Origin of the sequence: Rheinheimera mesophila (genome assembly GCF_000986865.1) — a bacterium.
GTDB lineage: Bacteria > Pseudomonadota > Gammaproteobacteria > Enterobacterales > Alteromonadaceae > Pararheinheimera > Pararheinheimera mesophila.
Genome location: NZ_LAVS01000011.1, coordinates 15,245 through 29,263 on the forward strand (window position 1 = coordinate 15,245; position 14,019 = coordinate 29,263).

At 48.5% G+C, this 14,019-nt stretch carries 11 protein-coding genes; 7 read left to right on the forward strand and 4 right to left on the reverse strand.

The window, feature by feature from the left end; all coding sequences use genetic code 11:
* Nucleotides 1–140: 140 nt before the first annotated feature.
* The 3 genes from SD53_RS06290 (at nucleotide 141) to SD53_RS06300 (ending at nucleotide 3,949) form a co-directional block, all read left to right on the forward strand.
* Nucleotides 141–1,469, forward strand: a complete 1,329-nt coding sequence (locus SD53_RS06290) for a GH1 family beta-glucosidase (RefSeq protein ID WP_046519387.1) — start codon at nucleotides 141–143, stop codon at nucleotides 1,467–1,469.
* Between the two features lie 50 nt (nucleotides 1,470–1,519).
* Nucleotides 1,520–2,851: a glycoside-pentoside-hexuronide (GPH):cation symporter gene (locus SD53_RS06295; RefSeq protein ID WP_046519388.1), complete on the forward strand. Its 1,332-nt coding sequence runs from the start codon at nucleotides 1,520–1,522 to the stop codon at nucleotides 2,849–2,851.
* A gap of 99 nt (nucleotides 2,852–2,950) precedes the next feature.
* Nucleotides 2,951–3,949, forward strand: coding sequence for a LacI family DNA-binding transcriptional regulator (locus SD53_RS06300; protein ID WP_046519389.1), 999 nt, complete (start codon nucleotides 2,951–2,953; stop codon nucleotides 3,947–3,949).
* Nucleotides 3,950–3,984: 35 nt separating this feature from the next.
* Here SD53_RS06300 and SD53_RS06305 read toward each other — a convergent pair whose 3' ends face one another.
* Genes SD53_RS06305 through SD53_RS06315 form a run of 3 tightly spaced genes read right to left on the reverse strand, consistent with a single transcriptional unit; the run spans nucleotide 3,985 to nucleotide 5,926 of the window.
* Complete coding sequence (locus tag SD53_RS06305) at nucleotides 3,985–4,788, reverse strand: DUF4198 domain-containing protein (RefSeq protein ID WP_046519390.1); 804 nt, start codon at nucleotides 4,786–4,788, stop codon at nucleotides 3,985–3,987.
* Between the two features lie 4 nt (nucleotides 4,789–4,792).
* On the reverse strand, nucleotides 4,793–5,287 hold the full coding sequence (locus tag SD53_RS06310) for a DUF2271 domain-containing protein (RefSeq protein WP_046519391.1): 495 nt from the start codon (nucleotides 5,285–5,287) through the stop codon (nucleotides 4,793–4,795).
* 30 nt (nucleotides 5,288–5,317) lie between these two features.
* The gene (locus tag SD53_RS06315; RefSeq protein ID WP_241481758.1) at nucleotides 5,318–5,926 is read right to left on the reverse strand and encodes a PepSY-associated TM helix domain-containing protein; all 609 of its coding nucleotides are present in this window, start codon (nucleotides 5,924–5,926) and stop codon (nucleotides 5,318–5,320) included.
* A gap of 269 nt (nucleotides 5,927–6,195) precedes the next feature.
* On the opposite strand from SD53_RS06315, the gene SD53_RS06320 reads away from it, so the two are divergent.
* The 4 genes from SD53_RS06320 (at nucleotide 6,196) to SD53_RS17970 (ending at nucleotide 12,049) form a co-directional block, all read left to right on the forward strand.
* The gene (locus SD53_RS06320) at nucleotides 6,196–8,622 is read left to right on the forward strand and encodes a TonB-dependent receptor domain-containing protein (RefSeq protein ID WP_046519393.1); all 2,427 of its coding nucleotides are present in this window, start codon (nucleotides 6,196–6,198) and stop codon (nucleotides 8,620–8,622) included.
* A gap of 140 nt (nucleotides 8,623–8,762) precedes the next feature.
* Nucleotides 8,763–9,761, forward strand: a complete 999-nt coding sequence (locus tag SD53_RS06325) for an SMP-30/gluconolactonase/LRE family protein (RefSeq protein WP_046519394.1) — start codon at nucleotides 8,763–8,765, stop codon at nucleotides 9,759–9,761.
* 90 nt (nucleotides 9,762–9,851) lie between these two features.
* Nucleotides 9,852–10,535 carry a response regulator gene (locus tag SD53_RS06330; protein ID WP_046519395.1) on the forward strand — a complete coding sequence of 228 codons (684 nt, stop codon included), beginning with the start codon at nucleotides 9,852–9,854 and terminating at the stop codon, nucleotides 10,533–10,535.
* Between the two features lie 2 nt (nucleotides 10,536–10,537).
* Nucleotides 10,538–12,049, forward strand: a complete 1,512-nt coding sequence (locus SD53_RS17970) for a sensor histidine kinase (protein ID WP_052749281.1) — start codon at nucleotides 10,538–10,540, stop codon at nucleotides 12,047–12,049.
* Here SD53_RS17970 and SD53_RS06340 read toward each other — a convergent pair.
* The gene (locus tag SD53_RS06340) at nucleotides 12,046–13,917 is read right to left on the reverse strand and encodes an Ig-like domain-containing protein (RefSeq protein ID WP_046519396.1); all 1,872 of its coding nucleotides are present in this window, start codon (nucleotides 13,915–13,917) and stop codon (nucleotides 12,046–12,048) included. The genes SD53_RS17970 and SD53_RS06340 overlap by 4 nt on opposite strands.
* Nucleotides 13,918–14,019: the final 102 nt, after the last annotated feature.

The window sequence follows — 14,019 nt, forward strand, 5'->3', positions numbered from 1 at the left end:
CCCAAAAACCACTGAACTAATAACAGTAAGGAACTGAAGATGATCACAACAACACAAAAAATGAAAGCGATTACACGCTGAGTGTTGCCCAACGAGGATCAGGTTCACCTTCCAATTTTAAAGATGAAAAGAAGATAACGATGAATTATGAATTGCCAAAAGGCTCAAGACTGCTGAACAAAGAATTTACTTATGGTGTGGCTACTTCATCCTTCCAGATTGAAGGTGGAGTTGAGCATCGTCTGCCTTGTATCTGGGATACTTTTTGTGCCACACCGGGCAAAGTCAAAGATGGCTCTAACGGCGATTTGGCTTGTGATCACTATCACTTGTGGCGTGAGGATATAGCGCTGATAAGCTCATTAGGGGTCGATGCCTACCGTTTATCTATCGCCTGGGGCCGGGTGATGAATCAAGACGGCAGTCTGAATCAACAAGGTGTGGATTTTTACATTGGTATTTTAGACGAGCTGAAAGCGAAAAATATTAAGTCTTTTGTCACTTTGTATCACTGGGATTTGCCGCAGCATATCGAAGATCAGGGCGGCTGGCTGAATCGTAACACCGCTTATTTATTTCAGGATTATGCCGATAAGTTAAGTAAAGCTTTTGGTGACAGAGTTTATTCGTACGCCACCTTAAATGAGCCGTTTTGCAGCTCGTATTTAGGTTATGAGGCTGGTATTCACGCACCTGGTTTAACCAAAAAAGCCTATGGTCGTCAGTCGGCGCACCACTTACTGTTGGCTCACGGTTTAGCCATGCAGGTGCTGCAAAAAAATAGCCCCAACAGCATGAATGGCATAGTGCTGAACTTTACTCCGGCCTATCCGCTGACCGACAGTGCGGAAGATAAAAGAGCAGCACAACTGGCCGATGACTACTTTAACCAGTGGTATATCAAACCTGTGTTTGATGGCGCTTACCCGGATTCTTTTGAGCTGCTGGCCGATGCAGACAAGCCAGTAATTGAACCGGGAGACTTTGACATTATCAAAGCGCCGCTGGACTTTTTAGGTGTTAATTTTTACACCCGCACTGTGTATAAAGCCACTGAAGGTCGTGACTTTATTGAAGTCGACATGGTGGATGCACCTAAGACAGATATTGGTTGGGAAATTTACCCACAGGCCTTTACTGATCTGTTAGTGTCTTTGCATCAGAAATACAAACTGCCTCCGGTCTATATTACCGAAAATGGTGCGGCGGCTGCTGATCAACTGCACAATGGCGTAGTGGACGATCAACTGCGTTTGTCTTATTACCAATCGCATTTAAATGCAGTGCATCAGGCGGTTGAGCAAGGGGTGGATATTCAGGGCTATTTCGCCTGGAGTTTAATGGATAACTTTGAGTGGGCTGAAGGCTACTTAAAGCGTTTTGGTATCGTTTATGTCGACTACAACAGTCAGCAAAGAACGGTGAAAAACAGCGGTCTAGCTTACAAAAACTTAATCAGTAATCGTTAATTTATAAAAAATAATAATTTTAAATCAACAGTTTATAGGATGCGCCTGACATGGTTAGTGTAAAGGAGAAAATTGCTTACGGCCTCGGGGATACGGCAAGCAATATAGTGTTCCAAACCGTCATGTTGTTTCTGACGTTTTTTTATACCGACATCTACGGTATTTCGCCGGCTTTTGTCGGCACTATGTTTTTGGCTGTACGTATCATCGACGCTGTGACCGATCCCATCATGGGCGCTATCGCTGACCGCACGCAAAGCAAATACGGCAAGTTCCGGCCTTATTTGCTGTGGTTTGCTTTGCCCTTTGGCCTGATCAGCGTACTGGCGTTTACCACACCGGATTTTGGCGAAGAAGGCAAAATGATTTACGCCTTTCTCACTTATACCCTGCTGATGTTGGTCTACACCGCCATTAATATTCCTTATTGTGCTTTGGGCGCTGTGCTGACCGCCGATCCAAAAGAGCGGGTGTCGGTGCAGTCGTACCGTTTTGTCTTTGCCATGTTGGGCGGTCTGATGGTGACGGCTTTAACTTTGCCTTTAGTGGAGTTTTTTGGTCAGGGCGACAGAGCCAAAGGCTACCAGTTGACCATTATGGCAATGAGCGCCTTAGGCGTGCTGATGTTTTTAGCCTGTTTTTATGGCACCAAAGAGCGTATCAACCCACCCAAAGAAGCCGTCAGTCAAAGCTACATGGATAACTTCCGTCAGTTGTGGAAAAACGATCAGTGGCGGGTGTTAGCGCTGGTAGCTTTGTGCCTGATGAGTGGTTATGTGCTGCGCACAACCCTGGCGATTTATTATGTGAAGTATTATCTGGAAATGCCGGATAGCATCACCTTGTTTATCACCTTGGGTATGCTTGGCAGTATGGTCGGTTGTGTGATAGCTCAGCCGCTGGCCAAGCGCTATTGCAAAGTAAAACTCTATATCGGTATTCAGATTTTGGCAGCCGTGCTTTGTGCCAGCAGCTATTTTGTCGCGGCGGACAATGTGACGCTGGCTATTGCCTTGTATGTGGTGTGGAATCTGGTGTTTAACACCGGTACTCCATTGCTGTGGGCCAAAATGGCGGACACAGTGGATTATGGCCAATGGCGTACCGGCATTCGCACCACAGGTATGGTGTACTCCTCCATTATTTTCTTTATCAAAATGGGCATAGCAGTAGGCGGTGCTTTAGGTGGCTGGTTACTGGCTGGCATTGGCTATCAGGCTGATGTGACTCAAACCGAGGAGACCAAAGCTGGCTTGTTATTGGCTTTTAGTTTGTATCCGGCTATTGGTTCTTTGATTGTCGCTGTTGTGATGGGGGCTTATAAACTCAACACGCAAAAAGTTGATGAAATCACGCTGGAATTGAAGAGAGCTGCAGAGTAAAAGCTGATAGTATGAAGAACCTGCAGTGCAATTCAGTTTTTGCTGAATTACTCTGCGGTTTCTGATTTTCTTAGACTTAACAATAAGCGACAGCACTATATGGCGACCATTTACGACGTTTCTCAGCTTGCGGGTGTATCTCTGGCGACCGTCTCCAGAGTGATGAATAAAAACACCAATGTCAGTGAAAAAACCAGACAAAAAGTATTGGCCGCTATGGCTGAATTAGGCTATCGGCCTAATACTTTTGCACAGTCTTTGGCGTCGAATTGTTCGAATAGTGTCGGAGTTTTAGTATCGCAACTGGATGGCCCCTATTACGGCCCTATGATGGCGGAAATTGAGGCGGCGCTGCGCGCTGATAACCGCCATGTCATTATTGCGGTCGGCCACAGTGATGCGGCTCAGGAAATCGATAGTGTGGAGTTTTTATTAAGTAAAGGTTGTGATGCGCTGATCCTCGATGTAGAAGCCGTATCAGACGACTATCTGATTAAACTCAGTCAAAGTTCCACTCCTATAGTGCTGATCAACAGATACATAGCCGAAATCAGTGACTGCTGTATTTATCTGAATAATGAACTGGGGGGATATCTGGCCACCCGGCATCTGATTGAGTTGGGACACCGCGATATTGCCTATATTTCCGGCCCGGCGAAAAAACACGACGCCACCGAGCGTCTTGAGGGCCATAAACGTGCTTTGGCAGAAGTGGGTGTGTCTTTTGATCCTGCTTTATTTTTTGAAGGCGATTATAAAGAAGACAGCGGTGTAGAGGGCATGCACTATCTGTTTGGTCAAGATAAAACATTTACCGCTGTGGTCTGTGCCAACGATCAGATGGTGTCCGGTGCTATTTCGGTCTGTCTGGAACGGGGCATGAGAATACCGCAAGACTTATCTTTTGTGGGTTACGACAATATTCCTTTTGCCCGTTATGTGTCACCTAAGCTGACTACAGTGAATAACCCTATTCATGAAATGGGTAAAATGGCTGCTTTGTGGTTACTGAAGCACCTGTATAAACACGATATTGAGGTGGAAAATGTGTTTGAACCTGAACTGGTGGTGCGAAATTCTGCAACTCGCTTAGGGTAAAACAGCCTCCGCCTGATACGGAGGCTGTGTCTAGCTTAAGGTAAAGCAGCTTCTAAAGTTAAAGTGAGGCCTTCACGGATTTGGTCGGCTAATTCAGATTCAGCTTTGGCTGAATAGGAAGCTTCAATTAAAAACACACCCGCTTCCACCGGAGTGTAAGTAAATTGGCCTGATGCATCTGTTGTATGTTGCACCCGTCCTGCTTCATCACGGTAGCGTTCACCTTCGTAGGACACTTCCAGTTCTACACCAGCTTGCGCTTTACCATTGACTAAAAAGGTAAAAGTGACAGGCTCACCCGCCACTATGTCCGCCGGATGGACTGAACTTTTAAACTCTAAACCTTGGTTTTTCAGTGCCAGCACTTCAGAGCTTGGTTTATTCACCGTGATAAAAGCCATTGAACGGCTGCGGCTTTGGCTGGTGACGACATCAGTGGCGTTGGCCGGTAATTCTTTCGCGCGGCTCTTTTTATCCGCCATCAGACGCTTACGTTCATCCCCTACTTTGTACATAGTGTTAAAACGCACAGGACCGCCTAATTCTAGTTTGTAGGTGCCTTCCGTATTTAACTGTGCATCAACCTGCGATTTACGTTTGCCCTGGTATTTATGCTCAATCGCCTGCTTTTTACCGTCCGGTGTATACAAAGCGACGTTGTCGACGCCAATACCTTTGTCCGCTACAAAGGTCATATTGGCGGCGCTGATATCAGCCGATACCCAACTGCCTGTTTTTGACAAGACAAAGTGGCTGGGTACGACCCATAAGGTATGAGCGATAGCCGGAGCGCTGATAGCTGCTGCTACCACGAATGACGCCAGAATAGATTTTTTCATTGGACTAGTTTCCCTGTACTGAACTAAGTTGAATTTTGCCCAGCTCTTTGCTGGCTTTTATGTCGATCTGAACGGAACTGCCGTCCCACTTAAATGCTTGTTTTGCCAGATTACGGCCGCCTTGTTCACGTGCTGCCTCCACAAAAACTACATAAGTACCCGCAGCGACAGCTTTGCCTTGTTCGTCTTTGCCATCCCAACGCACTTTGTAACTGCCAGGCCCTTTGGTGGCGCCTGTTTTTGCATCCACCAGTTCAGGCTCGCTACGGCCGAGTTTGCGCCAGAAACGACGTAAGTCTTTAATCCAATCCGGTTTTTCTAACCAGGCTTCGATAAGACGGACGGGTTGCTGTTGCTCGTTTTCAATCCAAACCGCTACATAAGGCCTGTGGTAAGTGCCGGTCTCGATTTTTGGCAGTTCGATCTGGATCTCCAGTTGTTGTTGCGCCACAGCGGTACCGCAACACCACAGCAACGCAGCGGCCAAATACTTGTACATACAATTCCCTCTAAGTGAAACAATCGATTGTTAGTGAAACGACGCTAGATAAGCGAATAAAGCCAACACCACACCAGCGACTGCAGTGGCGTTGCCAAAATCTCTTCTGTTCGGCTGACGCCACAACAAATAAAAGCCCGATAAGGCAAATAACAGACAAACTACAGCAGTGATATCAATCAGCCATTTCCAGCTACTGCCAGCATAACGACCTTTATGTAAGTCGTTGGCCAGAGCCAGATAACCGCCAAATTCAGCATCTAACTCTGCAGTGCGCTCTGCTAAATCAATCACCACAGCGGTATAACCAGCGGGGCGTTTAAAATCGATTTCCAGCAGCTCGTCTTGCGGTGAAAAGTTCAGGCTGTAACCACCTTGCAACTGCTGCTCCTGCTTTAACCAGTCGACATACAAAGCCAGTGCGGCTTGTTGTTGATCCTCAGGCAGAGTTAACAGATCCGGCAATTGTTCCGGCAGCTCCAACTGCAGTTGCTGACTGGTTTTGCCCAGGCTACTGCTCAGTTCAGGGTGGTTTAAGGTGATGCCTGTGATGGCAAAAAATAACAACAGCAACAACACCAACATAGCGCTGTAGGTATGTAACCAACGCATCCAACGAGCTAAAGCTGAACTCTTCACAGTACCCCCTAAAAAACAGGTGTCCATGCTACTGAGAATTGTTCTTATTTGCAAGTTTTTCGCAAGGTGCTGATTTGGATTGTGATTATATCAATCTTCTTTTGAGGTGATGCCACGACTATCGCAATTGCAAATAGTTCGCAATTGCTCTTGATCTTCTAATGAGAATCACTATCATTGTCGGCTAGCAAGATTTATTAACTTATCTTTACAAAACGGGCTCAGATTTATCCAGGTTGGGATGAGCTACCCGGACCACAGGAGTGTTTATGTTCAAATCCCGTCCAGCCAAACTTGTATTAGCCACTCAGCTCGCTTTAGGGCTGATAGCTACAGCGCAGGCAGAAGATGCCGCAGTGATTGCCGATCATCGGATTGAACGTATAGTCATCACGGCCTCTGGTTTTGAACAAAAACTGGTTGATGCTCCTGCCAGTATTTCGGTGATTACTGCCGAGGAACTTCGTACCCGGCCTTACACTACTTTGCTCGATGCTGTGCGGGATCTGGAAGGTGTGGATATAGGTGAAACCCGCGACAAAACGGGTCAGGGGACTATTAGTATGCGGGGCATGGGCTCTGACTACACCCTGATTCTGGTGGATGGTAAACGTCAGAATAACCATGGCGATATTTATCCAAACAACTTTGGTGGCAACCAGTTTGGTCATATGCCACCTTTGGATACAGTAGAACGCATTGAAGTGATACGTGGTCCTGCTTCAACTTTGTATGGTGCCGACGCTTTAGGTGGTGTGATCAATATCATCACTAAAAAAGTCACTACTGAGTGGGCTGGTTCAGTCAGTCATAGTCGCACAGCACAAACCGATGATAGCTTTGGTGAAGAGATCACCACTGACTTTAACCTGATGGGCCCGCTGATCCCCGGCGTGCTGGGCATGTCCATTCGTGGTAGCGAATACAACCGTATGGCATCTACTCCGAAATATGCTGATGTTGTGTATCCAAATGGTGAGGTGCGTAGTCGTTCGTTAGGTTTTGGTGCTGGTGGTAAAACAGTAGATAACGACAGTACAGTGTTAGGCGCCCGTCTGAGCTGGACTCCGACAGAAAATCAGGCCATTTGGTTTGATATAGACAGTTCTAAGCAGGAATACGATAACAGTCCTGTGATTAACGATGATGGTAGCCGTGAGTACCCTGTAGGTACAGTGGATAATATCGACAGTATCTGGGCGGCAGGCAGTTTCTGTAGGGGCGCTACAGGCAATAATGCAAATGCCTGTACCAGCAATGGCGGTACCTGGACCCGTCGGGCTAACCCACAAGTCGGTTACAGTCCAACTCAGGAATTCAGCCGTGACACCTGGTCATTAAGCCATGAAGGCAAATGGGAACTGGGCAACAGTTTTGTGTCGTTATCTTATGTGGACACGCAAAACCACGGCCGTACTTTACCTTTTACATTAGCGGAACGGGCAGAGTTATTGACCATGATTGATGGCACTGGTGCCTATGCCGGATTGACGGTGGATGAGCGTAAAGCCATAGCAAAAGATACTTTCCTACCGCGTGACAAACGTAAAATGTCCAGTAATCAATATACGCTGGATGCCAAAATGGATATGCCCTTCGAATTGGCCGGCCAACACAAGGCTGTAGTGGGTACACAAGTGATCCGTGGTGAGCTGGAAGACGGTGTTTTTGGCATGGAAAGCGGCACTCCGGGTGGTGTGCAGGAACACAATATGTGGTCTGTGTTTGCGGAGGACACCTGGGATGCGACTGAGGCATTTGCCATCACTGCAGGTTTACGCCGCGACGACCATGAAATTTTTGGCAGCGAAATGAGTCCTCGTTTGTATGGGGTTTATACCTTAACAGAACAGTGGACTCTCAAAGGTGGTGTCAGTACTGGCTTTAAAACACCAAAAACCACCCAGTTGTATGATGGCGTCGTTGGTTTTGGTGGTCAGGGCACCTCCCCTATGTTTGGTAACCCGGATCTGCAGCCCGAAACCAGCACCTCGACTGAAATTGCGGCCTATTGGGAACACCCGGATCACCACAACTTCAATATCACTATTTTTAATAACGAATTTGACGACAAAATTGCCTCCCAGCCTTGTGGTACTTCAACTGGCCTGGTATGCAGCAGCACGGGTCAATACGCTGATTTGGGCTACGCGACCAGCACTAAAACCGTCAATATCGACAGTGTGACTATCAAAGGTGCTGAAGTGGCAGGACGCTGGCAGATCATCGACGACATCGCTTTCCGTGCCAACTACACCTACACCGACAGCGAACAAAAAAGTGGTGCCAATAAAGGCCAGCCGCTGACCAACACCGCTAAACATATGGCGAACCTGACGCTCGACTGGAATGCGACTGATGAATTAAAAGTATTCCTGACGTCCGAAATCCGGACTAACAGGTTCCGCTCATGGGACATTATTAAAAATGCTCCACTGCATTACAAAGCCTATGATGTGTATCATTTAGGCGCCAGTTATGCCGCCAGTGACGCTGTGACTTTTACAGCCCGGATCAATAACTTGTTTGATCAGGATTTCACGACCTACGATTTAGAGTTTGCGGAATGTGATAGCGGCACTAGCTGTATTCTGGATGCAAATGGCGCAAACGGCTATCAGGCCAGCTATGTTGACCATTTCAACAATAAAGACAAAGCCCGTAACTTATGGATGAGTGTGAACGTCAGTTTCTAAGTCTGTTGTAACACCAGCCTGTGAATAAACCGCAGATCATTCTGCGGTTTTTTTATCCCTCAGGCAGTGCTTTGGTTGCGCTAACAATGCTACATTGTTTGAAACATGAAGAGCTTTCCAATACTACTAAGGTGACAAGGATGCGACATAGTCTAGCGCTGCTTTTTTTAACCCCTGCTTTGGCTTTTGCCAATCCATCCCCTATTCCGGCCAATCCGGTCCAGCAACTAAAACCAGAGTTAAGTCAGGTGATTGCCGCTGACGCTCAACTGGAGCTACTGGCAGAGGGTTTTCGTTGGGCTGAAGGTCCGGTGGCTGAGCCCAACACAGGGGATATTTTGTTTTCCGATGTGCCTGACAATAAAGTCTGGCGCTGGAATGCAAAAGACGGTTTAACTTTGTACCTCAGCCCTTCAGGCCATACAGGTTTTGTCGATGAACCTTCGATTAAACAAGGTTCCAACGGTCTGATTTTTAACCAGAAAGGTCAACTGGTGCTGGCGCAACATGGCGACAGACGTTTAGCTGTTTTGACGTCAGTCAACGCAACAGGGCCACAGTATCAAAGCCTGATCACTCACTATCAGGATAAGTTATTCAATAGTCCTAATGACGTGATACAGCACAGCAATGGCAGCTACCTCTTTACTGATCCGCCTTATGGCCTTAAAGACGCGGATGACTCCAGGCAAAAGCAGTTGGCTTTTAATGGCGTGTATTGGCTCAAAGGTGGCGATGTCACGCTGGTGACTGATCAACTCACCCGACCTAATGGTTTGGCGTTATCGCCAGATGAGCAGTGGCTCTATGTGGCCAATTCCGATCCACAGGCGGCGCAGTGGTGGAAGTATCCTTTGTCTGCGGATGGCTCGGTCGGTGCAGGACAGTTATTTTTTGACGCCACCGCCTGGGTGAACACTAAACCCGGTTTACCTGATGGTTTAAAGGTACTGCCTTCAGGCCATTTATTGGCAACGGGACCAGGGGGCGTGCTGGTGTTGAATGCCAAAGGCGAACATCTGGGCACTATTCAAACTGGTGTAGCGGCAGCTAATGTGGCTTTGAGCCTGAACAAAGACTATTTGTATATCACAGCCTCCAGCTATTTATTGCGGATCAAGCTAAATACCGGGACCTAAATAGCAGCCAGTGTATAGAAATGTAAAGCTGCTCAGAAACTCAGCAGCTTAAGGTTAAACTGCGGCCAGTCAACACCGGAGTACCAGGCCTTGAATCCATTATTGCTGATTGATGATGACCGTGAATTAACCTCTATGCTAAGTACGTACTTGCAGCGCGAGGGTTTTGAGGTGCAGGTTGCTAATGATAGCCAGCAGGGGCTGCGTAAGGCTATTTCTGGTCATTATGAATTATTGGTGTTGGATGTGATGATGCCGGGCTTAGATGGCATCTCGTTGTTGCGCCAGATCCGTCAGCATTCCAATATGCCCGTCATTATGTTAACTGCGAAGGGGGATGATATCGACAAAGTGCTTGGCCTTGAGCTGGGCGCAGATGACTATGTTGCTAAGCCTTGTTTACCCCGGGAGTTAGTGGCCCGAATTCGGGCTATTTTACGCCGGGTACAACAGCAGCAAGATGAACCTGTTGAAGTCAGAGTCGGACCTTTAACGCTCGATCCCGGGTCACGTAAAGCCTGGGTCAATGGCCAGACCGTGCAACTGACCGGGGCTGAATTTAGTGTGCTTTGGGTATTGGCCTGTCAGGCGGGCCGGCTGGTCAGCAAAGCTGAATTATCACTGCAGGCGTTAGGTAAAACCTTAACTCAGTACGATCGCAGTCTGGATGTGCACATCAGTAATATCCGGCAAAAGCTGGGGAAAAGAGAGGGTGATCAAGCCTGGATTGAGGCTGTGCGTGGTAAAGGTTATCAATTGATGCACAGATACTGATTATGGGGCAGGTATTCTGGAAATTTTTAGTCGCTTTTTGGGGCGCGCTGATTCTGGCCGGTACTTTAGTCTGGGCGGTTAACGAACTGAGTCGTGCCGCAGAAGACGAACCCAGGCCCGTCTGGATAGGGCCACAATTGCGTCTGGTGCTGGGCTCTGCTCAACTGATGATAGACTCAGGCGGTATTCAGTTACTTGGTGATGTATTGCAGCGCTGGGACGACGACCCTATGTCCCGCGACAAAATTCTACTGCTCAATGCCAGGGGCGAAGATTATCTGCAGCGTAAAGTGCCGTCAAACTGGGCCGAATTACTGACCGAACAAGCTGAATACAAAGTGCAGGACAAATCCGGCCAAAGCTGGTTTTTATTGGCTGTACCGCGCCACGAGTTTTTACTGGATTGGTTACGCAGTGGCAGAGGCGTCATGGCCGCCAGCTCAGTGCCAGCACAACGTCTGGACATACACAATGCACAACCCGCCCGACCTTTTGGCCCAGCGCCCGCTGGCGCCAGACCCGATTTAGCGTCGACAGGTGTCTCTGATCAAGGTCCGCCGCCCGGCATGCCGGTAAAGCCGACCCTGGCTATGCCTCCCGTATGGTTTCATCCGGCATTTTTGCTGGCAGCTATTTTGCTGACCAGCTTATCTGTCAGTTTATGGTTGGCCTGGTACTTCGCCTCGCCGGTGCGGCAATTAAAACGAGCCTTGCAGTCACTGGCCTCGGATCAATGGCTGACTCAACTCGGGCCTAAAGTCACAGGGCGGCGGGATGAGTTTGGCGCTGTCGCCCGCAGTTTCAATGAGATGGCCAAAAGTGTTGAACAGGCCATCAGTGGCCAACGCCGTTTATTGCATGATGTCTCCCATGAGTTCCGTTCGCCCTTAGCCCGCTTACAAATTTTGGTTGGGCTAGCCCGGCAAACGCCGTCAGAAAGCGCCATGGTACTGGATAAAGTTGAAGCCGAAACGCAAAAACTCAACGCCTTAGTTGAAGAAATTCTGACCTACTCACGACTGGAAAGTGGTGCTGCTGCAGTCAAGTTACAGCCTGTCGATCTGTTGGAATTGCTGGAATCTGTGGCTGAAGACGGCCGGCTTGAGGCCTTGTCGCAGCAAAAGCAACTGCGGGTCAAAGCAGACACCACAGTGTGGGTGCAGGCCGACCCTGACCTGCTTTACCGTGCACTGGAAAACCTGATCCGCAATGCCATCAAATTTACTCCCGCTTTAACTCTGGTCACTATAGAGCTGCAACAGCACGAGCAGCAGGTGCAGATTTGTATTTCCGATCAGGGCCCAGGTGTAGCGCATGATGATTTAGCTAAACTTTTTACGCCTTTTTTCCGGGCTCAAAGTAAAAAAGACGGTGTGGGTTTAGGTTTAAGTATTGCCAAAAGAGCAGTGGAAAGTTGTGACGGAGAGTTAAAGCTGCATAACCTCTATGCAGCTTCAGGGATAGTTTGTGGTTTTCAGGCGGTGATCAGTCTGCCACTGCAGCAGAAAAGTTAAGGCACAGTGACAGAGATAGCTAAAGGTGTGCCACCTGAAACCCCTAAAGTGATGGTGGCGGTATCACCCGAAGTGCCTCCGCTGGTGTTGATTTGCAGTTCGCATTGCCCATACAAATCGGTGCGTAAGCTGGCCGTTGCCAAACAATGTCCCACCTCCACCTGCAAATTCCCGTTGTTTGACGCACCGTAACTAATACCTGCATCAAAGCCAAGGAAAGGCAAGCGCACTGCACCTTGATCCCGTATCTCCAGGCTCAGCACAGTGTCACCGCTGATGCTGGTGATACCGGAGCTGATCACAGCAGGGCTGATGTAATTGAAACAGGCTCTGTCATCAATAGTGGTGGCACTGCTGCCACTGGCTTCAGCCACCACAAAAACCTGAGCCGAGCCGCGCGGTGAATGACGGGTATCCAGATTAGGCGACACACAACCCGTTGAAATAGTATCCTGATTGGCCGGATAGGTCAGGTAAAAGCTGGCGGCACCGTCTTTTGTTACCGCCTGGCCGCTAACCAGGCCTTCTTTGGCCGGGTCTACACCCGCAACCTGCATACCTAATAATGAAGCTCCAACCAGATATTCGAGCTCAGTGTCTGTATTCAGGTAGTTTTTATTGACTGTCACGCTGCTGGCCTGAGTAGGCAAGGCGGCGACAAAACGACTTTTATCTTCAGCCTGAGCGTTAAAAATCAACACTCTGTCCTGCGCTTCGATAAAACGGTTGGTATTGTTGCGGGTAATCACTGCACTTTGAAACAAGGCATTGCTTAAATCTGTGAGTATTGTGGAATTGGCTGTAGTAGAGGCATTACCGTCAGTCACAGTGCTGCCAAAACCGTAGTTAATTTGTGGTGCTCTGTTGGACAATAACACGCTGTCAATCACCCCGAGGTTGATCACTGTACCGTCAGCCACAGGGTTGCCGTATCTGTCAGTGACCAACAAACCGCCTTCCCTTCTGTAGGTACCATTACCCATATTCTGAATACCAGCTTCGATTGGATAACTGAACACAATAGAGTGAGCAGGGCCTGAGGCTATACTCAGTACCGACGCTGTGGTTTGGATCGCCGGGCTATAACTGGCGCCTGTAGTGTCCAAAGCTTCAGCTTTGAGTTCCACCACTCCGGGTAACTGGCCTGAATTCAGCGTTAAGGTGGCAACGCCATTGGTGGTGGCTACATCCAGAGTCTTAGTGTTTTGCACCAACTGACCTGACGATTGTGTCCCAAGCAGCAATTCACCACCATTAGGCTGAGTGACAAAACTCACCCGCACGTTATTGATACCCGCCGGGGCATCCTTCGCTGCGCCACCTGTGGAGGTCAGCAAACGCACTGTAATAGTGCTGCTTTCCATCTGGCCGACACCAGCTACAAAAATAGCGCGTTCACTGGCTGCAATACTGATGCTGGCTGGTACAGGCCGTTCAGGTTCGACTGCAGTGCCTGCGATAGTGACTGTGGTGGTGGTCTGCACGCCATTGACATACACAGTCACTGTCGCTGAACCCGCACTTTGACCTGGAAACAGGCGCACAGCCGCAACTCCATTGCCTGCATCATTAGAACCACCACGGCCAGTTTCTGCTGTAGTGCGGGTGATGGCTTCGGTTGCACTAAAGCTGCCTAAGGTGGTACTGAACTGGACTGTGGCATTGCGCAACAGCTCGCCGTCAGCGTCTCTGACCGTAGCGGAAATGGTACTAAAACGCTCAGGAAAACCTATATCCAAACTGGCTGTGCTGGCACTGACTGCAACAGCAGTGGCATCCTCAGTTTTATCGGACCCTCCGCAGGCGGTTAAAAACAGCAGAGAAAAAATAACATACAGACCAGACAAAACACGTGGCAACAGCGTCATACACTATCCTTGTAACCAGAACGTTAGCTTATGTAAAATTTGCAAATTTATTGAATTCTAAAGAGGTACGAGCCTTTTGTATAGGCTCTGCCTGAGCATCAT